General features: G+C 60.5%; 17 protein-coding genes. All 17 read right to left on the reverse strand.

The genetic code is table 11. From position 1 onward, the window contains the following. Positions 1–115 precede the first annotated feature (115 nt). The 17 genes from AC1U7K_RS12870 to AC1U7K_RS12950 all read right to left on the reverse strand — a co-directional run bounded on the left by AC1U7K_RS12870 (position 116) and on the right by AC1U7K_RS12950 (position 21,222). Positions 116–3,043, reverse strand: a complete 2,928-nt coding sequence (locus tag AC1U7K_RS12870) for a c-type cytochrome (protein ID WP_480251793.1) — start codon at positions 3,041–3,043, stop codon at positions 116–118. A 45-nt stretch (positions 3,044–3,088) separates the two neighbouring features. Next, a complete protein-coding gene (locus AC1U7K_RS12875) occupies positions 3,089–4,258 on the reverse strand; it encodes a lipoxygenase family protein (protein ID WP_480251794.1) in 1,170 nt (389 codons plus the stop codon). Between the two features lie 703 nt (positions 4,259–4,961). Next, the gene (locus AC1U7K_RS12880; protein WP_480251795.1) at positions 4,962–6,929 is read right to left on the reverse strand and encodes a peroxidase family protein; all 1,968 of its coding nucleotides are present in this window, start codon (positions 6,927–6,929) and stop codon (positions 4,962–4,964) included. A gap of 298 nt (positions 6,930–7,227) precedes the next feature. Continuing rightward, on the reverse strand, positions 7,228–8,433 hold the full coding sequence (locus tag AC1U7K_RS12885) for a GNAT family N-acetyltransferase (protein WP_480251796.1): 1,206 nt from the start codon (positions 8,431–8,433) through the stop codon (positions 7,228–7,230). 23 nt (positions 8,434–8,456) lie between these two features. Then, positions 8,457–9,419, reverse strand: coding sequence for a hypothetical protein (locus tag AC1U7K_RS12890; protein WP_480251797.1), 963 nt, complete (start codon positions 9,417–9,419; stop codon positions 8,457–8,459). A gap of 28 nt (positions 9,420–9,447) precedes the next feature. Next, a complete protein-coding gene (locus AC1U7K_RS12895) occupies positions 9,448–11,367 on the reverse strand; it encodes a hypothetical protein (RefSeq protein WP_480251889.1) in 1,920 nt (639 codons plus the stop codon). Between the two features lie 663 nt (positions 11,368–12,030). After that, positions 12,031–12,633 (reverse strand): TIGR00645 family protein, encoded by a 603-nt coding sequence (locus AC1U7K_RS12900; RefSeq protein ID WP_480251798.1) that lies wholly within the window; start codon positions 12,631–12,633, stop codon positions 12,031–12,033. A gap of 58 nt (positions 12,634–12,691) precedes the next feature. Beyond that, on the reverse strand, positions 12,692–13,327 hold the full coding sequence (locus tag AC1U7K_RS12905) for a TPM domain-containing protein (RefSeq protein ID WP_480251799.1): 636 nt from the start codon (positions 13,325–13,327) through the stop codon (positions 12,692–12,694). Between the two features lie 286 nt (positions 13,328–13,613). Further along, positions 13,614–14,477 carry a TPM domain-containing protein gene (locus AC1U7K_RS12910; protein ID WP_480251890.1) on the reverse strand — a complete coding sequence of 288 codons (864 nt, stop codon included), beginning with the start codon at positions 14,475–14,477 and terminating at the stop codon, positions 13,614–13,616. Positions 14,478–14,607: 130 nt separating this feature from the next. Then, entirely contained in the window at positions 14,608–15,204 is a 597-nt protein-coding gene (locus AC1U7K_RS12915) for a LemA family protein (RefSeq protein WP_480251800.1), read from the reverse strand. 52 nt (positions 15,205–15,256) lie between these two features. Then, on the reverse strand, positions 15,257–15,577 hold the full coding sequence (locus AC1U7K_RS12920) for a ComEA family DNA-binding protein (protein WP_480251801.1): 321 nt from the start codon (positions 15,575–15,577) through the stop codon (positions 15,257–15,259). Between the two features lie 134 nt (positions 15,578–15,711). Then, the gene (locus AC1U7K_RS12925) at positions 15,712–16,098 is read right to left on the reverse strand and encodes a response regulator (protein ID WP_480251802.1); all 387 of its coding nucleotides are present in this window, start codon (positions 16,096–16,098) and stop codon (positions 15,712–15,714) included. Between the two features lie 84 nt (positions 16,099–16,182). After that, entirely contained in the window at positions 16,183–17,988 is a 1,806-nt protein-coding gene (gene uvrC / locus AC1U7K_RS12930; RefSeq protein ID WP_480251804.1) for an excinuclease ABC subunit UvrC, read from the reverse strand. Positions 17,989–18,166: 178 nt separating this feature from the next. Continuing rightward, a complete protein-coding gene (locus AC1U7K_RS12935) occupies positions 18,167–18,565 on the reverse strand; it encodes a VOC family protein (protein ID WP_480251805.1) in 399 nt (132 codons plus the stop codon). Between the two features lie 65 nt (positions 18,566–18,630). Continuing rightward, positions 18,631–19,110 carry an N-acetyltransferase family protein gene (locus AC1U7K_RS12940; RefSeq protein WP_480251806.1) on the reverse strand — a complete coding sequence of 160 codons (480 nt, stop codon included), beginning with the start codon at positions 19,108–19,110 and terminating at the stop codon, positions 18,631–18,633. Beyond that, complete coding sequence (locus AC1U7K_RS12945) at positions 19,088–19,882, reverse strand: polysaccharide deacetylase family protein (protein ID WP_480251807.1); 795 nt, start codon at positions 19,880–19,882, stop codon at positions 19,088–19,090. Before AC1U7K_RS12945 ends, AC1U7K_RS12940 begins: the two co-directional genes overlap by 23 nt. After that, positions 19,882–21,222 carry a hypothetical protein gene (locus AC1U7K_RS12950; protein WP_480251809.1) on the reverse strand — a complete coding sequence of 447 codons (1,341 nt, stop codon included), beginning with the start codon at positions 21,220–21,222 and terminating at the stop codon, positions 19,882–19,884. The genes AC1U7K_RS12945 and AC1U7K_RS12950 overlap by 1 nt, the downstream gene beginning before the upstream one ends. Positions 21,223–21,345: the final 123 nt, after the last annotated feature.

Consider the following 21,345-nt stretch of genomic DNA (forward strand, 5'->3'; position numbering starts at 1 on the left):
CGAGGACCCTGCGAAGTGTGGAATCGCCCTTCATCGCTCCATCTTATGGTCACGCACGGCTTGAGAACGGCGCTCCATGCAGGCCTCAAGCGACAGCGATGATTCACCAGCCTGGCTACAGCGTTTTCAGGAATTCGATTAATTTCTCTTTTTGATCACGTTCGAGATCGGTCCCATATAGGTGTCCCGCGTTGCTGTTGCCCGGCTCGCGGGTTTGGAAGAGAAAGCGCCTGTATGGTGTCGCCCGGTTGAGAATCTTCACGTCGACACGGTGATTCCACACGTCATTGCAGAGCGCCGGGGCTATCGCATGGTCACAGGGGGTGCGGTCATACTGATCGGCCGCCTTTGTTTTCTGACCTGACCGCGCCGGTACGTCAACGTGACGAACAGGAAGCCCGAACTCCCGGAGGAGGTCGTGTACCGAATTCATGTCCTTCTCTTGCAGCAGTGCGTCAATGCGCTTGTGGAGCTGATCTTTGAACGCCGCTGCGGCTTCTCGTTCCGTCAGGCCCCCGACACCAGTCCGCACGCCGAACGCCGTCGCCGTCCCCTGCTCATCGACCGTCAAGGTTGTCGTTTGTCCGCCGCCGGCGGTGATCCGCACATGATCGCCAGGTTCGAGGGTCATTTCATACTTGAAGCCGACCTTCTGCCAATCATAGATGGGGTTCCCGCGGTAGAACTGGGCCGGCCGGTGCTCCGGTTTCTCCAGGAGATCCCGCAATGTGAGCACCGAGCCGTTGTGTAAGTAAGGGGCACGCAGCCAGATGCCGTCGAGCAGCATGTTCGCATAGCCCTGCTGCGTCCTGAAGTGTTGCAGTTTCCAGGCATCTTCTGGGTGCGGCGCCTGACGCTCAATTGAATTCAGCGCGCTTTGTAACGCGGTCGTGAAGACGTTCATCCGCGCGGGGTCGGTCCCCAGTTCGCGCGCTTCAATCGGCTCGACACGCCCCACATGGTCGCCGTTCACCGCATGGCACGACGCACACCACTGTTGAAAGAGCTGCCGGCCTTCTTCCCTTCTCTGCACCAGTTGCTGTCTTGTCGTGACTTCTCCATCGTAGAGGCCTGAATTGCCGGACGGCGCAAAGTCATCGAAGCGCGGCGCCGGCCGTTCGCTGATCCAGTCGGTGATCCGCAAGACGCGCTTCAGGTCCAGCGTCTCGATGTTCGGACCGTTGACGACAAGGCCGGCGATGATGTTTCGCTCGTCAATGACGTTCGTATTCCCATCCCAGTGAAACCGCATCCCGGTCCGCGCCTTTTGGTTCCAGATCGAGGTATGGTCGATGATGCCGCCCGGAAACTCCACGGGGAGAGACGGCTTGACGAGGGTGCGCTTGCCGGGGCTCCAGGCGTCCACGCGGCCCGGACCGAACCTTGGGAAATGGCCGTCCTTCTTCGGATCGATGAAATCGAACGATTCGTTCAGCCACGTCGCATATCGCCACGTGAGGGGAATCAACACGAACCGGTACGCCATACGGTGGACCGCGTTCCTGATTTCCTGACAGAGACCTGCGAACCCGTGATCGTACACCTGCCTGCCGAGTTCCATCTCCGGATGGAGCTTCAGAATGCTGTTCATCGTGCGATCGGGACGGACGATCGCGTCTTTCACATTCGCCATCCTGCCCTGCACGAGGGCGCTGACGAGATTGCCCGACGTAAATCCCGGATCGTCCGTTGCGCCGAACAGGAACAGAAAGAACAGTTCGATATCCACGGTATTCGCCGGCATCCCGAGCACGATCGTCTGAGGACCTTTGGCGCTCGCTTGAATCGTGGACGCATGACAGAAGGCGCAATTGATTCCCACGAAGTCCATTCCGAAGACGCGCCGCTTGGAAAAGCCGATCGGCCGGTCCACGACGATGGGTTCTGATTTTTCCTCAATGAGGACCCGAAATGTTCTGAGATCAACGTGTCGGTCTCGGACAATACGCCGGGCGGGGGTGTCCCGAGGCTTGAGACGGTCTTCGTTGATCAATCCGAAGGCTTCGTAGCTATGGCCCCTGTCCCCGTCCCGCGCTCCGTAGAGCGGTCGATAGGTGTCCCGATCGGACGCGTCAGGCGGCACAACGTTCTCCATGATAATTTTCTCGGGTGGCCACTCTTTTGGGAGGACTTCCCAAATGAAGTAAGTAATGCCGCGCGCCAGGAAATGATCGGAGCCGATGGAGCCATATTTGAACTGGTCCTCGATCATCGCGAAGTCTTCCGGCTCACCATAGAGTCGAGTCGACAGGAAGAGGCCGGTCCCCAGAAACGCGATCATCAGTGCCGACGCCCACCCGAGCGGTTGCAACTTCGGCACGCGCCGCACCCATTGAACGGCCACATACGCGCATAACATGCCGAGCCCGATCATCACATAGTCTCCGACCGTGTCGACGATGTATGGGACCGGCTTATTCAGCGTGTACAAGAGCAGTCCCGCGCTCACGACGACGATGATGAGCATGCACACCGACGCGAGGATTCGGAAACCCCGCCGCCAGGCCAGGAGCAGGACGACGAAGCTGGCCGCAATGGCGACCCAGAAGCTCGTCTGATTCTCCGGTTTGCCATGGACGAGATACGTGACGAAGAGGCCCGCCGCTAAAAAGACGATCATCAAGATCAGCTTCCACCCCAGCTTCGCGGAGGCCGCGCGGCTGAACCACAACAGGCCCAAGGCGCTTAAGACGGCAAGGCCCATCAGCGCGCAGTGCCAGCCGAAGCCGAGGAGCAGGGCCACGCCGCCGGCAATCAGTGCGCCACCAGCCACGGTCCGCGCGGTCCACCGTCCCTGCCAGGCAAAGACCAACGTCCCCATGCTGAGCACGAGGAGCGCCGTCATCGCCATGGGATGCCACTCAAAGAACAGCAGCAGATTCAGCAGGACCCGTGTGGGGCCCACCTTCCACAGATAGACGCCGGTCAGCGAGACCAGAATGCCGAGCACACTCCACCATCGTCTCTTGGTCGACAGCTCACGCGTGGCGGCAATGGCGACCATGCTCGCGAGGAGGATGATGAAGCCGAAGAACTCAAGCATGTGTTCGCCCTTCGGCTCGGCCAGCCATTGTCGGTCTCCTTCGGATCACGCGTTGATGTTCGCCTCGAGCAAACTCGGATACACCCGCCACACGTGCCAGGGCTCTTTTCGCCATTCGGCCTCCAGCTCGGTCAGCTTGCTCTGCAGACTCTTGATGACCCTACGCGCATCATCGGCGTGCGGCGGGACCGCCAGCGTGGAGAAATCATTCTTCATCAGGGAGGTGCGCGGTACATTGAGGTTGAAATTGGCGTTCACCAACCGCTGATAGACGTCGAGCGGCAACCGGCTGCCGTCACGGGAGAGCCTCGGTGGTTGTTTGTGCGCCCACAGTTGATAATTCCAGAGAAAGGACCCGACGAGATCGTGGCGGACCGTGACGAGCTGCATGATGCAGGCGACGAGGTGCGCGAGCAGCTCGTTCATGATCGCGCCACCCGTGAGATCTTTGACCATGTCCCCGACGCTCGGAATGAACGTCTTGAGATCCTCGATCCAATTCAGTACAGCCGAGTCGCGGGCGATATCGGGATAGATCGTGATATACGACCTGGCGTGCTCCAAGAAGATCGTGAAGAATCGCTCGAGATCGTCTTGCGTCGGCGTGTCGAATCCGGCGCCCTTGATCCCGCGCCTGGCCGCATCTCGCTCGGAATGGTTCACCGAGAAATCGTATGACCTGTACGTATCCTCGAATAGCTGCAACATGCCGGCTCGCGTGAAACTAAAGATGCTGTCGAAATCGCCACCAGCCGCCATTTGTGCATGAGTGACCGCCCGATTGCTTTCCTGGGTGCGAAAGATGAAGGGCCACAGCAGCCGGCCTAGCGGATGGTCCGGGAACAGGCAGTTCCGCGTCGCGATCGCCACATGGGCGCCGGCCGCGAGATGGATACCGTTAAAGTGCGTGACCAACGAGAGGTGGTTCGTGGCCGCACACAGGGCCAGCCGCTTCGCGAATTCCCATGTGGCGTCACCCGGCCTGGAGACGCCAAGCTCGCTCTTGATACGGATCGGCCGCACGGCACGCGTCGGCCGGTCGACACAGAATAGGACGTGGCATCCGAGGTTATACACGCCCTCGACGTGTTCGTACGGCTTCTCCTTGAAGAGCCGAAAATCCCATTCGTACAGATCCTCACCGTAGGCCTCCGGATCAGGAAGCTCCCATCCGCTGCTGTCAGCGTCGAAATTTTTGCCCGCGTCTTGTCCCACTCGCCGATATTTCCGGATATACCCGGCGTACGGCCCTCGCACCGCCAGGGCCCGAGGTCGACGCTTTCTTGGAATTCGAGCGGCATGATCGGCGGGTCGAAGAGTTTCCGGTGCCGAGACGTGTAGGCCTGCCGCAACGCCTCGTATGGATCCGTGTCGATAGGTGGAAGGCCGGCCTGCATCGGGGGAAAGAGCCGATAGAGCATGACCTGAACCCAGGTACCAGCACGCATTTTCCAATCCCATTCATCGGCGGGCTCGTGACCGGCGACTTGGATGGCTGAAATGCGAATATCGGGAAAGATCTGATTGAAGGAGACGCGATTGATGCCCCTCAGCGACTTACCGAAGAGGAACACCAGTATCCAGCGCCACCAGCTCATTCGGCCGGGTACCGGAATCTTCACCGGCTTGTTGCCTCTGAACTTCACCACAGCGATCAGATTCCAGAGACCGCGGCGAAGCGCCCAGAGACCACGCGCCCTGATTCGACCGGGCAATGGCAGCCACATGATGACGCCCGCCGGCAGCCAGAGCGTGACAGCCACCAGCGGCACGAGCACTGACAAAGCGATGGCTTTGCCGACGGCAGCACATGCCTTTGCGAGAAGGAGTCCCATGGCCATTCCTTTCTTGGCGCCCTCCGCCAGTGGTCGGCCATTGATCGAAGAAGGCCACAGACGAGTACGGCCCCCGCCGGGACCTACACCGGAGCACCCTCATGCACATTGCGCCACGGCTGGAAGGGATTCGCCAGTCCGTGAACCGCCGGGCCGAGCGCCGGGTAGTGCCGCAGCAGGACGCTCTCGAAGCCGTTGTCGTCGATCCAGTCCATGCCGGCCTTCGTATAGATTTCAGGCCGGTAATCGGTGGTGAAAAAGCGGTCGCTCTTCAATCGCCGTGAGGCCATCACGATGAAGATCCGGAAGGCGGTGTCGCTGAATCCGAACCCATCCGGCGGTTCTTCGCCGAGCAAACCGACCAGCGTATCGACCCGATCGAGGTTGTTGTCGTAGAGATCGGCGATTTCCTTCGCCCATTGTGAATTCAACTCGTCGAATGTCTTCACGCGAGGCATCCGCAGCAATTCGCGAAAACGGTTATAGCGGGGAACGCCGCGCTCACGGTCGCGCAGCACGTCGATCGTCGCCACGTCGAAGAGCCGTTCCGGCTGATCGGGGGGACGGTACATCCGCAAGGACTGAGGGTAATTGTGCAGGGCGATCGCACCCGGGTGCGCCAACCCGAACGAATAGAAGACGTTCTCCACGCCAAACCGGTCGAGCGCTCCGCGCGTCCTGACGCCTTCAAGATCATGGAAACCGACGTAGCTCGCCTCATCGGCATCGACGAGACAGTGAATTCGATAATCGTCCGGGATCAACGGATGGAGTCGGTAGACCGAAATGAATTCCTCCGTGAGTGCGTATGGCACGCCATGGTGGTCGACGGCGGAGCCGAGGATCCCGCTCAAGGCCTCGCTCTCGGTCACCCGCCCGAATGTCTTTCGGATGTGCTCGCCGAACAAGCCCCACCAGTTCGCGTTCATGCCGACTTTTAACACCGGCTGTCCGAGAATGGCCGGCGTCCACTCCACGGTATGGATCTTGGCCATCAGAGCGGCATTGATCAATCGAGCCGTCTGAAACAGCCGTTCATCATCGCCGGCCCAGGACGGATATCTCTGCATCAACATGTCGCAGATCGCGTTGTGCTCTCTGGCAAACAGCGTGTGCAGGAGGCTGATCCCGGCCCACCAGCCGCCCATGAAGCCGGTTTGATCGACTCCCTGCACGGGTGCGGGGCTATCGGGGAGACGGGTGTCACCCTCGACCAGCGCCAGCTTGCCGCCCCGCCCGGATCGCAGTTCGCGTTGTCTTGACTGATCGCTCCCGTAAATTTGTGAGCCATCCCACCAGAATGTCCCGTCGGCCAGATACGTCGGCGGTCCTGCCGTGCACCCGGGTGGCCGCGTCTCGTCAGGATACGTGCGGTCAATGGTCATCGCCGTATCCACTCGCTGGTCCACCGGCCAATCATCATGAGGCTGGAGCGGAACGCGAATCCGGTTCGCCGGACACAGGTCCGCGATATGACGGGCCCAATCATGCACCTGAAATTGAATCCAGGCGGTCGCCAAAAGGTTAAGCGACTCCGCCGGACGAAAGGTCGTTCGAACCATGAGCGTGTTACTGACCTCGCGCGGGGTCGGCCGTTCCCGTTCCAGGTCCCTATTCCCCGTCACGGGACAGAACCGCTGCTGATCGCCGTTCCAATAAGTGGGATAGGAGTCCTCAAATGGAAAGTTACGGCCATAGCGGGCTGCCAGCCGCCCCATATTCGGACTGTGCAAATCGTTGTAGCTGCCATCGGCACGGCGATAATGCAGGTCGTCGAGATCAAACGGATCGGGTTGAAGGAACGGATTTGCAAGCGGCTTTCCCACTGGACCAGGGGGCGGTTGATAATTGGGTGGCTGGGCGCGGATTGGCAAGCAGGAGGTATCGTGGAGATTCCAGCGCCGGAGGTCGTGGCGGAGCGCCGGCAAGTTCCAGAGCCGCAAGCTCACCGCAGGCCAGGGCCGATACGGGAGCTTATACCAGGGAACAAACCGATTAATGACGCGAAAGACTGCCGCCGCCAGTCCCATCAACGTGACCTGTTTCCGCATCGGTCCCTCGCTCTCGAGGATGGAGGTTCACTGTGGTTGGTCACCTAGATGAAATGCCAGCATTCGCAACACGCATGCCCCTCGGCATGGCGGCGAGCACGAAAGAAACAAGAGGAAAATCACGCTCGAATCGATGTGTGAGCAGAAGAGATCAGGCTCTGAACTAGCATAAAAGGTATCGAAATTGATTCAGGTCGTATCTAGAGGGATACGCAATATGAGGATGGGACTGGGCGATCCTCCAATGCGAGATTCAACTAGAGGACCAGAGCCGTTCACCGCGAGTGAGTGCACCCACTCACTCGCGCTCGTTCGGATCCGAGGTCAGAGTGCGGTCGGGCAAGGTCAGGCAAAAGGCATCGGGTGGCAACTGCTGCCAACCGCTCACTCGTTCGGCTTCTTGCGATCGCCGACGCACAAGCTCTCTGCGACCGTAGAACCGCAGCCATCCGGCCATCTCTTCGCCATACCCGGGCCGATCGCGCGGAAGCGGAGGGAGGAGAACGAGCAGTTGCGCCCGCAATTGGTCTGAACATACATTCAGCAACGCATCCAGCAATCTCGTCCCGAGCCCCGAGCCGCGGTAGGAAGGCCTGATCCAGACCAGCAGACGGACCCGTTTGTTTTGCGAGCGAGTGTGAGGTATCGGATGCGAAGCTGAGGGAGGCTGAGGTATCGAATGCGGAGCCAATGCGCCGATTCCCCAAATGGCGGCGTCCGATGGGACCGGGTGCTGCGGAGCCGGCAGTTCAGGGTCCGAAATCACGGCGAAGACCCAGGGATTGAGGAACGGCGCATAAAATTCCTCATACTTGGTTGGGGCCCATTCTTGCGTCAATTCCTCGAACACTCGTTGAAGGCCGCTCGGCGGGAAACGGCAGGGCCTTCGATGAGCGATGGCGTTCTTTGCCTCTGTCAAAAGCGTCACCCATCCCGAAGGGAACGCCTCCAATGTGAGTTTCTTTTTCCCCAGATGTTCGTTCAAAGTACTCCCAACGTCTTTAGGCTCAGCGACCTCGCGGCGATACAGGATCGTCTTCGCCGTATCGGCGACCGGCGGCAAATTGAGTTGATACTCGGCAAACTGCACGAACTCGACACTGTAGAGACTTCGGAGATTCGACCATGCCCGCCTCAGTGTCTCGGTGCTCGTCCAGCGCCGGAAGAGATTCATCCAACCCCGATTCAAGGCGTGAGCATGATACGTCGCCAAATTCAGCGCGTAGAACGCGTTCTCCATCACCTGAAGCTGCTGATTGCAGAAGTGTGTCACGACAACCGGATCCGCCGAACCCTCCTGGCTTGGAAGAGGCCATTGAAACAGCTTGGCCAGTTCGGGATAAATTTCCTCGTCATACTTCCTGAGAGACGGCTTGTCGCGGAGCGCGAGTTCCAAATCGAGGAACGCTTGGTTCTCGCGCAAGAAGGAATCACGAATGCCGGGCGGCACGCTGATCCAGGCTGATCGCAGTTTATGGAAGAATTCGTCCGCGGTATGATCCACAGGCGCCCCTCACCTCGGCCTACTCATAAAAGCTTCGCTTGCGCCACCCGGAAGACTTCCCACCCGATATGATACCCGAGTTGGCGGTACGATTCGAATTGTGATTCTGAAAAGAACTGATCCACCGTCGTCTCGTGGGGGAAATCGTGGTGCCGGGTCGCGTATTCGAGCACGTCCGCCGGCTCATCCCCGGTCAGGGAGGCTTTGATGTAGACCAGCGTGCCGACCGGCGTGCCTGCGTCGACAAGATCGTACCGGATCGTACCGATGGCGTGATGCCACTGGGTGTACCGCTCCCCGTTCTTTCGGCGAAGTGGCGTCAGATCGATCTCGATATCGATGCCGAAGTCAATGCGGATTTTTCGAATCGCATTGCCCAAGTCTTCGAACCCGCTCGTCGGATCCGCGGCGGCATCGCAGCAGACTATGTAGAGACAGCGGCGCTTCACGAGCTCATAGATCCCCAGATTGTCGAAGTGCCCGCCGTCCGAGAGATAGACGTACCGGCTTTCCGCCGACGCTTGCCCTAGCAACTCTGAAAGCAGGTACCAGAATCCGACGGGGGGGCCGGATTTCCTCCAGGTCCCTTTTACGCTCTTGGGGTTTCCTACCCACCAGCCCAACCGCAAGTTCACCAGCGCTAGAAAGAACGCGACGAGCCGACTGGTATGGTAGCCCCAATTTGGGGAGATTGCCGCACCGGAGATGGCGAGAGCCGTGCCGAGTTGAATGCCGTCACAAAATTCCACGGTCGGACGATATCCCGTTTGCTTACTGCCGCAAAACGAAGGACTCAAGACGAACGAGGCCGCTTTCCGCTCCTGCCACGCCAGTTGACGATCGTATTTTTCCGCCGAAGCCTTTCCCGACACTGCTTCCGGAGACCTAACCTCGGTTAAATTCAGCGCGGTGTTGATCAAGAGGTAGGGCCCCTCGTACGCATGACAGGCCAATGCCGAAAGGGGCAACTCATCGTGTGGGTCCAACTGCGTGACCGGGTCGGGCTTGGAATGCCTAGTCCTCGACGCCCTCAGGTAACAGCGCACCAAGCGATTTCGATAGAACGCATGCATCGAACTTATTGACGTCGACGAGGCCGGCCATGGCGACGGATACGATCACAGATACAACGAAGACGATCAACAGAATCGACAGTTGCACGCGTCGAACATCCCAGTAAGGTTGATCGACCGGTGCAGGAGTTGCCGTGCGTTGCCCCTCCTCCACGTTGATCGCGATGTGGACACTTTTCTCCACGACGTGGACGTCTTGCACGCGCCTGAACTCCACGGATGGAGGAGTGGGGACGCCGGACGCGTATTCGACGATCTGCTTGGAGACGGTGGCAATAAAGATGAGCAACCCCAGCAGCGCCAGAGCCGGCAAGATTCTCGTCGCAAGTTCCAACCATGACTGGGACCTGGGGCTTCCTGTCTCCGGACTCTTGCCCAGCAGGCCTGCCGAAATCAGGCTAAAGATCCATCCCGCAATCACGCTCCACTTCGCCGTGGTGAACTCGGATAGCGCGAGCCATGCGGCAGGACCATAGAAGGACACCGCCAAGAGGCCGGACCAGAAGACGGCATACGTCAAGAGCATGCCTCCCTTCGCGGCAAGCCATTCGCGGTGCAGCTCTGTGTCGAGACGCGCGCGTCCGGCAATCCAAAGACTGGCGCTCAAGAAGAAGATGAGAACGCCAAGCGACGGAAGCCATGTCAACAGATGCCAAGGTTCTTCGACCCACGAGAGATGCCGGACACCAATGTCGATGACCAAGTAGAAGACCAAGCCGCCGAGTCCGCCTGCTAGAAGAGAAATCAACGGACTGATCCAAATAAGCGCCCACCGACTTCGGCGCGATACCTCAAAGAGCAGCGTGACCAGGAATCCCGCCACCCCGGACGCGATCGCCCATCGACCCCCGCGGCACCAGTCAAACGCTGAACCAGGTTGTGTGGACTCATCATCCTGCCCCGAACAAGACCGGGGAACCGTCATGGGCTGGTGGCCCAGATCGCTCGATGGCCGAGGAGGGTAAACAACATGAGGCACCCACTCCTTCAGATCGACATGGTGCAAGGAGGGCGCTTCGCTGGCTGCATAGTGACGCATGATCAAGCCGGTGATGACGACAAAGGTCAGCGCCAGGGGAAGGCAAACCAGCAGGTTAAGCTCTAGCGATGTGTATGGGACCTTGTGTCCTTTGCGTGACATTCGCTGAAGCCCGGTCAATGTAGCCCAAAGAGCCACCGGCACCAGCAACATGGCTCCGAGGAACCATCGGCTGTCATTAGAAAACTGCGTGAGGTTGGCAACGCAGGCCATAGCCGGCGAATGAGCGGTGGCGGCTGCCGCCGCTTTAGGACATGGGACGTCGGGGAAGAGCGCTTTAAGAAGAAGCCACGGCACCATGATCAACGCAGCAATGCCTGGGATGACGATCAGCGCATTCAAGAAGAGGTTCCGTGTATAGACCGCAATGGCCGCCCATGTATCGAGTGAGAAGAAGCCCAGCGCCGGCGTGAGATAGTTGCTGTAGCTTCGCAGGTGGCCGATGGCAGGCGGTTCTGGCCCATTGGCCCGTCCCTCTTTCAGCTCGTTGAGACTCCGTTCCACCTCGGCGGCGGGCGCCAGTGCCTGCGCGTCCGGAAGGAACGTGTGGCGCATCCTAAACATCCATGCCGTCAACCAGCTCCCGATATAGCCTCCCCCCGAGACCGTAGAGAGATAGTCGACATAACTCAGAAGACTTCGTGGGATGTCCCTGCGTTCGGTCTCCGGCTGAGTCTTTAGCTCGGTCTTCGGCTCAGTTCCCGGCTCATCAGGCTCGGCGGGAATTGTAGACTGCACCTTCGCCATCGCTTGAAGAATGCCGAGATTGAACGTCGCGCTTCGGATTCCGCCGCCGGAGAGCGCCAGGCCGACGAGGCCCAGATAGGATTGGGGCGGAAGAGAATTATCGGTACGCCCGCCGGTTTGCGGAGGCAAGGCATTGTCCAGTACCTTGTAGCCGATTCCTCGGCGCTCGCGTCTCTTTCTCAAGAACCGGAGTTCGGCGGGGAAGACGTCCTTGTCGAAGGAGGAAGACGGGGTGTCGCTCACAGAGACTCCAACGTATCACAGCCTTCGTTAGTTTCGGAGAAGTCGCAGTGAGCTCCTCTGAGTCAGTGCCGACACGCAGCGACGAGACATGGGATTCCAGTCATGCCGGCTCACCACAAGGCAGCGCGTGTGGCGAGTCGATCCTAAGGGTTTAGCAAGACTCATTCCGACTCTCTATTCGTGCAAAGCGGCCCTTCTCCTCACTCAAGTCGAACGCGCTCCTTTTCCAACAAGACGGCTGCGTATCGATCCAGATAACTCGCGTATTCTCTTCGATACGCCGGCGCCATCGTGAGCAGAGACGTTCAGGATGGACGGGACGAGGAGAGTAAGGGCCGGGGGAATGCTTTTCGCAGATCTAAACGTGGATGCTAACTCGGAGAGGAGAGGATTGGTGTGCGCACCGACGGCGAGGGTGGTCCATCGATGGACGAAAGGTCAGGTCGGAACGGGAGACTCGAACGCCGCTCGCGCCTCATGGCGTCGGCTGTGTTCTCAGTGCGTTTTCCGATCCTTCTGCATGATCTTGTCGGTCCAGGCGAGCAGGATTGCGGAGCCGAGGAAGGTCATATGGATGAAGATCTGCCATTTGATGTGCTCGGGGTCGACGTTGGTGATATTCACGAATGCCTTGAGGAGATGAATGCTGGAAATGCCGATGAGGGACGCGGCCAGCTTCACCTTGATCGTGCCGGGATCGACATGGCTCAGCCAATCGGGTCGATCGCGGTGTCCCTCGAGATCGAGCTTGCTCACGAACGTCGCGTAGCCCCCGATCACGACCATCGTGAGCAAATTGGCGACCATCGTGATGTCGATCAGCGAGAGCACCCCCAGCATGAAGATCGTTTCCGTCAGGTCACGGATCTCATGCACCATGTCCCACAGCTCGGTCAAGAATTTGTAGGCATAGAGACATTCAGCCACGATGAGTCCGGCATAGAGCGGCGCTTGAATCCAGCGGCTGGCAAAGACGATCGTTTCAAAGGCCTGCTCGACCTTGCTGATCGAGCTGCCATTCGTCGCCGGCTCGACAGTGGCGACGGTGCCATGGGTCTTCGAATGCGCCGAAGAGTGCGATTGCGAAACACTGGACATGAGGCCTCCTTGATGCAAACGCTACTACTGTAACGAAGGCCGCCCGGATGTCAACAGCCTATCGTTCCCGAATTAGGTCGTCGGGGAGTTCGTTGGGGTTGGAGCCGGGACGTGGTGGAAAGTGCACGGCAAGGAGATCACCACAGCGATGGATGGCGCTGACGAAGGCATGAGCGGCTTGCCCCTCTCGGATACCGTGCACGAGCTGCCGAGCCACGCCATCCCAGGTTCCGGGGGGAACCCGCTCGTCGAGCGCGCGGTCAGCCAAAATCTGAACGCGGCGTTCGAGCAACGAGACGAAGATCAGGACGCCGGTCCCCTCACGCGTCTTGTGCAACCCGTGCTCGAAGAACGCCCGCTCCGCCCGGAGCCGCACTTTCATCGCCATTCTCGCGTCGGGCGTCAAGAGCCGAATGCAGGCGGGCACCGTCCCGAGCCAATGGCCCAGGACATAGGCGAAGACCACGCCAACAACGATCCAGCCGCGGTGAATCGTGAAGGCATTGGACCTGAGCCCGTCCACAGCAAGGAGTCCGGCAAGAGCAACGAGCGCGAGCACCAGGCCCGCCAGGTGCCGCGTCTCGCGATACACCGCCGATCGGGGCACGACCATCGGGACAATCTCGCCGCGCGTGCGCCGCTCCGCCGCCTCCACCGCCGCCCGAATCCCCGCCTGATCCTGCTCCGAGAACATTCCGTTTGTCTCTCGACCTATCAAATCCGCACGCCGCTCCGTTCTTGGGTGAAGGTGCGGCAGTGAATGCCAATCAGCGCGGGTAGGCTGCTATCATTCGCGGCATTAGGCTTTTGTGTGCGTGCCTGCCCTTTGTCACCGCCGCCCCTTATCTATGTCTTTTCTCCTTACCCGCCATTCACGCGCGTTTTGGCCTGGTTGTCCGTCACTGCGCGCGTCCACCGAGCACATTCGGATCGTGCGCGGTGCGCGAGCACTAGGACAACCAGGCCAAGACGCGCCGCCTCTACCATCGTCCCGACGCCCCGCCGCCGCCAAAATCGCCGCCCCCGCCGCCGAACGAATCGGATGGCGGCAGTCCACCGCCGAATCCTCCACCCCACACCGGACCGAAGTCCTCTCCGCGCCACCGGCGCCCCCGTGGACCTCCACCTCCCGCTGACAAGATGACCGAGAGGACGAACGCGGCCACCATCGCGAGTGCAGCGGCGCCGAGGGCAAGCATCACGCCGGTGGGCAGGGCGATGAAAAACGAGATGAGGCCGCTAAGCGCACTCCCCAAGGCCTTCAACTGCCCGCCGAGCAGCACGCCGCCAATCAGCGCGCCGAGGAGCACGGCCATGATGAACAGGTGCGACGCATCACCTTCCTCGGTCGCGTCTCGGTGGCTGGATTCCCCGGGCGGCGCGCCGCGCTCGAGTGTCTCGATGATCGCTCGGACACCGGCGGCCACTCCGGCGGAAACATCGCCCGCGCGAAACGCCGGGATGATCGCATGTCGGATGATCCGCGAACTGACGGCGTCCGTGAGGACGCCTTCGAGCCCATAGCCGACTTCGATACGAACGCGTCGGTCGCCCGGCACGACGAGCAGCAGTACGCCGTTGTCGACACCCTTCTTGCCGAGCTTCCAGGTCGTCGCCACGCGATGCGAAAATTCCTCCAGCGACTCGCCCTCCAAGGACGGCAGCGTCAAGACCGCGATCTGATTCCCCGTCTTCCGCTCGTGCTCGGCGAGTTCCTGCGTAAGCTTTCCCGCGATCTCCGGTGCGATGACATGCGCCCGATCCACCACCCGCGCCGTCAGCGGCGGCACCTCGAGCGCAAGGGCTGAAGAGATGAGAAGCAGTGGGGTGAGGGAGGAGATCATCACAGGATGCTCAAAAAGGTCATCCAACGAGGCCGCAGGCGAAGAAAAAACCGCAGGCGTACCCTCTTGGGGTACGTTGAGGATTTTTTCGAGCCGAGAACGAAGTTGGGGGCCTTTTTCAGCATTCTGACTAGAATTTGACGGCGGGGGGCGTGGAGACCGCCTTCTCATCCGGCACGGTGAAATTGGGCTTCACGTCGGCATGCAGCAAAAACCGCGCGGTGAGGTTGGTCGGAAAGAACCGGACGAGCTTGTTGTACTCGGCCACCTTGTCGATGTAGCGCTTGCGGGCGACGGCAATGCGATTCTCCGTTCCCTCCAATTGACTTTGCAAGTCGCGAAAGTTCTCGTTCGCTTTGAGATCGGGATAGTTTTCGGCCACGGCCAGAAGCCGTGCGAGCGAGGAGGAGAGTTGCGCTTGTGCCTCCTGGAATTTCTTGAACGCCTCCGGGTCGTTGATCAATTCGGGCGTCGCCTTGATGCCCGCCACCTGGCTGCGGGCCTGGGTGACCGACTCCAGCGTCTGCCGCTCATGAGCGGCATAGCCCTTGACCGTCTCGACCAGGTTCGGGATGAGATCGGCGCGTCGCTGGTATTGATTGATCACCTCGCTCCACGCCGCCTTGGTCTCCTCATCGAGCGCCTGAATCTCGTTATAGCCGCATCCGGCCGCCATCAACACCACCATGGCGACCGGCAGCACCGCGAGCCGCTTCCACCGATCCAATACTCCGCCGAACCTCGAACCTCGAACCTCGAACCTCGAACAGGTTTCGGGCTTATTTCTGCTTTGCAATGATCTGCTCCTTGATCTTCTCGTAGGTTGCCTGCGGAATGATTTTCTTTTTCACCAACTCGTCCTTCCCGCGATACGGCCGCCCCTTCACGATCTTTTTGGCATAGGCGTCCCCGATCCCCGGCAGCGTTTTCAATTGCTCTTCCGACACCGAGTTGATGTCCAACGGCTCGCCCGAGACCGCAGAGCCTGCCGACGACGATGGTGCCGTCGATGCCTTGGTGTCTGCCCAGACGGGCGGCCCAAGCAGCCCGAACACCAGTGCACTGACGACGAGCGCCCAAGGAAGATAACGAGTGTTCATGGTTCCCTCCTTGCTCGCAGCATCGTAATACCCGGCACGGCGCCGTGCAAGCGGTTCAGTTCGGACTACAACGCGACAACAGTCTTACAGTGTGAGCGAGTCGTTTCGTGACTTGATGTGAGCGAAAAAACGGATTACGCAGGCGGTGAAAGCGTTCCTTCACTCACCTTGCTCAGCTCATCGAGGATTTTGGTCAGCAGCTGGAGGGAGCTCCCTTTGTAGAGAATGGTCATGACACCGAGCGACTTTGCCTCCGCTTCGAGTCCGTGGAGGCCGGCGCCGGTGAGGACAATCACGGTCGCGACCGGATCGAACGCTTTGATCTGCGTGAGCACCTCGAGACCGTTCATGCCCGGCATGCTGAGGTCCAGCACGGTGACCGCGGGGCGATGCTCGCGAAACAGTTCCAGCCCTCGCTCTCCGTTCGAGGCAATGCTCACCTGATGGCCTCGCTGCGTGAGCACTTCACGGACCAGCGTGCCGATCAACTTATCATCGTCGATGACCAAAACGTGTGCCATAGGATCAGCGAACGTGATGAACGTCTTGGTAAGGAATAGCACTGAGATGACGGCTGGTCAAATGAGCGGGCTGAGCGGAAGAGATCAGGACGAGCTGAGCGTTTTTCGCAGTTCCCCGATCGTCTTCGCATCGAGTCCCGCATGCCGCAAGTCCTCGTCGCTCGCATCGGCGATCTTCTCCAAGCTGCCGAACCGCTTGAGCAGCCGGTTGCGCCGGATTTCGCCGACGCCGATGATCGTGTCGAGCTGTGAGGCCACGAGCGCTTTGCCACGCAACTTGCGATGGTAGGTAATGGCGAAGCGGTGCGCTTCGTCTCGGATCCGTTGCAGCAAGTGAGTCGACGGAGAGCCCGGCCGGAGGATGATAGGATTTTTTCGACCCGGAAGAAAGATGCGTTCGTCCTTCTCGCCGCGCGCCTTGGCAAGGCCGACGACCGGCAGTGCCGTCCGTCCCACCTGCCTCAGACCTTCCATCGCCGCTGCCAACTGGCCCAATCCGCCGTCGATCACCACCAGATCAGGTAACGGGAGGTCGCCAGCGTCCCCGTACCGCCGCCGCACGACTTCCTGCATGCTCGCGAAGTCGTTCGCCCCTTCGACGGTTCGGACCCTGAATTTGCGGTAGTCCGATTTCTTGGCTTGGCCTTCCTCCCACACGACCATGGAGGCGACGGATTGATCGCCCATCGTGTTCGAAATGTCGAAAGCCTCGATGCGGCGCGGGAGGCGGTCGAGGCGAAACAAGCGCTTCAATTCCTCGACGGCCTGGCGATCGATCGCTTCGTCCCGCAAATGGTCCGCGGCCGCCGCCCCGGCATTCTCTTCGGCGAGACGGACGAGCTGGTGTTTGCCGCCGCGCTCGGGCGCAATCACCCGTACCGACTCGCCCCGCTTCTCCGACAGCCAGGATTCGATGAGCGGCGCTTCGTCCAGCGGCACGGGGATCAACAGTTCCTTGGGCGGCGGCGCGTCTTTATTGTAGAACTGCTCGACCGCGGCCCGGACCAGTTCCTCATCGGACGTGTCCGCCCCGTCGGGCCAGAAGAAGTCCTTGCGCCCCACCAACAGGCCCCCGCGCACGAACAACATCTGGAGGTCGACGGCCTTGCCTTGCCGCGCGATGCCGATGACATCTTGATCCACAAAGCTCGTCTGCGCGACCCGCTGCTTCTCGAGCATGCGCTCAATCTTGAAAATGCGGTCCCGCAGTCGGGCGGCCTCCTCGAACGCCTCGCGCTCGGCCGCGGCCTCCATCTCCGCCCGCAGCTGGTCCAGCAGCTCGGTGTCCCGCCCCTCAAGGAACATCCGCACTTGCTTGACGATCTGGTGATACTCCTGTTTCGTCTGGTTGCCGGTGCACGGGGCCATGCACCGCTTGATCTCGAACTCGATGCAGGCGCGAGGCGCGTTCCCATCGATTTCTATTTCACACGTGGCGAGCGGAAACACCTTGCGGATCACCTTGAGCGTTTCCCGCATCGCGCCGGTCGGGACATAGGGTCCGTAGTAGAGCGCGCCGTCCTTCTGCACGCGGCGGACGATCGAGAGGCGCGGAAAGTCCTCTTTGATCGGGAGCCTCAGATAGGGGTATTGCTTGTCGTCGCGCAGGACGACGTTGAAGCGCGGCCGATGCCGTTTGATCAAATTGCTTTCCAGGATCAGCGCTTCCAGATCGGACCGAGTGACGATGGTTTCGATATCCGCGATTTGCCCGACCATCACGGCCGTCTTCGGCGTCTGATCGGTCCCCTTCTGGAAATAGGACCGGACCCGGTCGGCCAACACGCGCGCCTTGCCGATGTAGAGCAGATCGCCGCGGGCGTCCTTCATTAAATAGACCCCGGGCTGATCCGGCAAGTGATCAAGTTTGGATTGAAGGACTGGCGTCATGGTGAACGTGCTGAGTGCTGAGTGATGAAGCGCCCGGCGTGACGAAGACGTGTCGCCACGCTTGGGCGACCGGCGAGGTCCACGACGCGCCGAATAAGGCGCGTTACGCTTCTGCACGCCGGCGAGATCGTGAGCCGGCCGTGTCTTGTGAGCCGGCCGGCTTCCACTAGACCCTCCCCTAGACGATGGCGGTGCCGGGCGGCCGCTCGATCAACTCGATCTCATAGCCATCAGGGGCGTCGATAAAGATGAAGCGGCTCCCCGACGAGGTCCGCGTCGGCCCATCGGTAATCGGCACACCCTTCGCGCTCAGCTCACGAATCGTCGCATCAAGATTGTCGACCTGAAACGCAAGATGGACCAGGTCCTCCTGGACTTTGACCGGACCGCTCGGTGGAAAGCTGGTCAGTTCGATCAACTCCTCGCTGTTGGGCACTTTGAGAAACGCGAGATGCGAGCCGCGGGGCGAGGTCTTCCGCTCGGCGACCTCCAGTCCCAAGACCTCGGTGTAGAACTTGATCGTCTGCTCGATGTCACTGACCCGCATCCGAGTGTGCAGCAATTTGGTCACGCGCATGATCCACCCGCTTTCAGCGATGATTCGAGCAGGAGCGATGTTGCACCGGCGTAATGCGGATTATCTTAACACGACGAGCGGGCTGGACCGGTGGCCTTGCGGAGCAGGATTTCGGCGGATCCCGACATCAAGAGGTCGTGAATCGGGCCGACTTCTTCATAGCCGTTCCGACGGTAGAACGCACGGGCGGCCGCATTGAAGTCCGACACGCACGCAAAGAGGTTTTTCGAGTGCGCGAAGACCGTCGACTCGACGGCGGAGAGGAGCCGGCGTCCCAACCCTTGACCTTGCACGCCAGGCGCCACCGCCAGCAGTTCGAGGTAGTCGCCGAAGAGAAACTGTCGCCGGATGAGCGCCAGTCCGAGGACTTGCCCTCCGCGCTCGATCACAAACCCTTCGCGGCCGGCCGGAAAGGGATTGAAAAGCCGCTGCCAATGCTCGGCTCGGTAGCCTAGGCGTTTCCATGGGTCGGAATCGGCCAACATGGCGATGACGGCCGCTCGGTCGTCGGCGCGGTACGGCCTAACGGTCGGAGCGTCGGTCATCGTGGCCAGGGACGGGACATCCCTCCAGAAGGGTGGACACGGTCACGGCACGATACTGTTGCTGCACAATCAGGCGGGCATAGAGATCCTCCACCACCTCCCGCGTGTGACGGCCTTTGCCGTTCGCGTGCATCACGACGATGCTGCCGTTCCGCGCGCGCGAGATCACCCGCTCGACGATCTGTTCACGGGAAAGCTGAGGATCAGGGTCTCCTGACACGATGCTCCAGAGAATGAACCGAAGGCCCAGGGCGTCGACGATCTTCACGGTCGTCTCATTGTACTCGCCATACGGCGGCCGAAACAGCGGAGCGGCGCGGTGGTACCGTGTGCTGAGAAGCTCGACCGCCTCCTCGATCTCGTGCTGTTGATGCCCCTCATTGAGCTCAGGCAGATGCGCGTGCACGTGCCCGTGCGTCCCCACCTCGAAAAACGGGACCGTCAACAGGTCCCGCACCTGCTCGTCATGTTTTGCCATCCAGCGACCGGAGAGAAAGAACGTGGCGGGAATGTGCTTCTCCACCAGGGTCCGGATGAGCTCGGTATCATAGCCCGGCCCTTCGCGGACGGGACACAGGTCGAAGGTCAGCGCGATCGAGCGGCAGGATCGCGGGCCTTCGCGGATCACGCCTGCGGCACGCACGGAGTCGACGCAGAACCACGACGCCAGCGCGAGCACAAGTATGGCCCCCCGGGTCAGCGGGAGGAATCTCGCGTCGCCTCGAACGTCGAACGTCGAACCTCGAACATTCCCAAGCCGTTCACGCTCCATTATTTCTCCGCTCGCGCCATCGAGATATTCTGCGAAATCGAGACCCGTACGAGGAACACGGCGATAAGAAAACCATAGACGACGCAGAAAAAGTTGAACGCCGCTTGATAGAAATCCGTCAGGACCAGTGGCAGTGCCAGCGCGAAGAGAACACTCGCAATCAAGGTGGCGATCGTGAGCCTCTGGCCGAATTCGTGCGCGGGCTCCCGACGGGCCGGCTTCAGGGCTTGACCGTACCGCTCGGCCCGCGCGAGACCGGCGGCGTGAGTCGCTTGATCGCTGGGGCCCCGTCGACCGAGCACCAGCAATCCGCCGAGCATGACGATCCACGGGACGGACCACAATGGCCAATAGGAAGCCAGCCGGTCGTTGGCCAGAACCAGCGCGAGATACACGGGCAGGTACATCGCCGCAAGGACCAACGGCGCGGCCACCGTATCGCGCAGCCGGTGCTTCCCTTGTCCGTGCAGCAACTCGCGCTCGAACAAGGGGAACGCATATTTCACGAGGGTCAGCGCAATCGCCACGCTGATCGTCTTATCCGGAATGTATCGGATACAGTTTTGAATCCAATTGAAGAGCGCCCATGCCACACTCCCGCCAGCCGCGATCCCGAAGAGGTTGTCCACCTGATCCTCAAACGCCTCCTGCCATTGCTCGATCAGTCCCTGGATCGCTTGCGCGACATCGGCATCCAAGGCAAAGACACTCGGCTCGTCGAGGGCGGATTGAATGACGGCACCCGGGACGGCCATCACGCAGGCCGCCAGCACGCCGAACGCCACGAGGTAGCTCGCATGCGCCACCGCCGAGGCACGCGGGCTCTTCACATATTTGCGAAACATCGGCCGCCGGGCCATCAGACCCCAGCAGAACGCGCCCGTCATGTTGACGAGAACCCACGGGAAGATGACGACATCGGCCCCCGGCTCCGGATACAGCAGCCAGTTGACGAGCGCGCTCGACAGTAACGCCACCAGAGCGCCCCACCAAGGACCCAACAGGAGCGCCGAGAGTGCCGTCCCAATCATGTCCAAATACAGAATGCTTTGCAACCGCAGGCTCAGGAGGAGCCCCAGATAATTGAGGACCACGCCGGCGCCGACGATGACGGCCAGCTCGTACCATAATAAGTACGAAGAGCACTGGAGGAGCTTCCACGCCGGGATGGATCGCGGCCGGGGGGCCGCCCGCACGGCAGGAGCCGACGGCTGCGTCTCTTCTTCCTGCTCATTCGGACGGAACCGCTCCTTGAGATCCAGCAGCTTTTCAAGGATCGAGAGGATGGCGGCGATAAAACCGGCTAGCGTGCCGGCCAGCAACATCGCATCTTTTTCCATGGAGTGCCTCCGCGAAACGCCGTGTTCTGGCTCTTTTGCGAGCAGGAACAAGTGTACCTGGTCTTTCACGGCGGGCCAGCCGTGCAATACCGTCCGGCCGGCACAAAATGCGGAATCGCAGGG

The sequence above is a fragment of the Nitrospira sp. Vd2 genome, assembly GCF_979581665.1.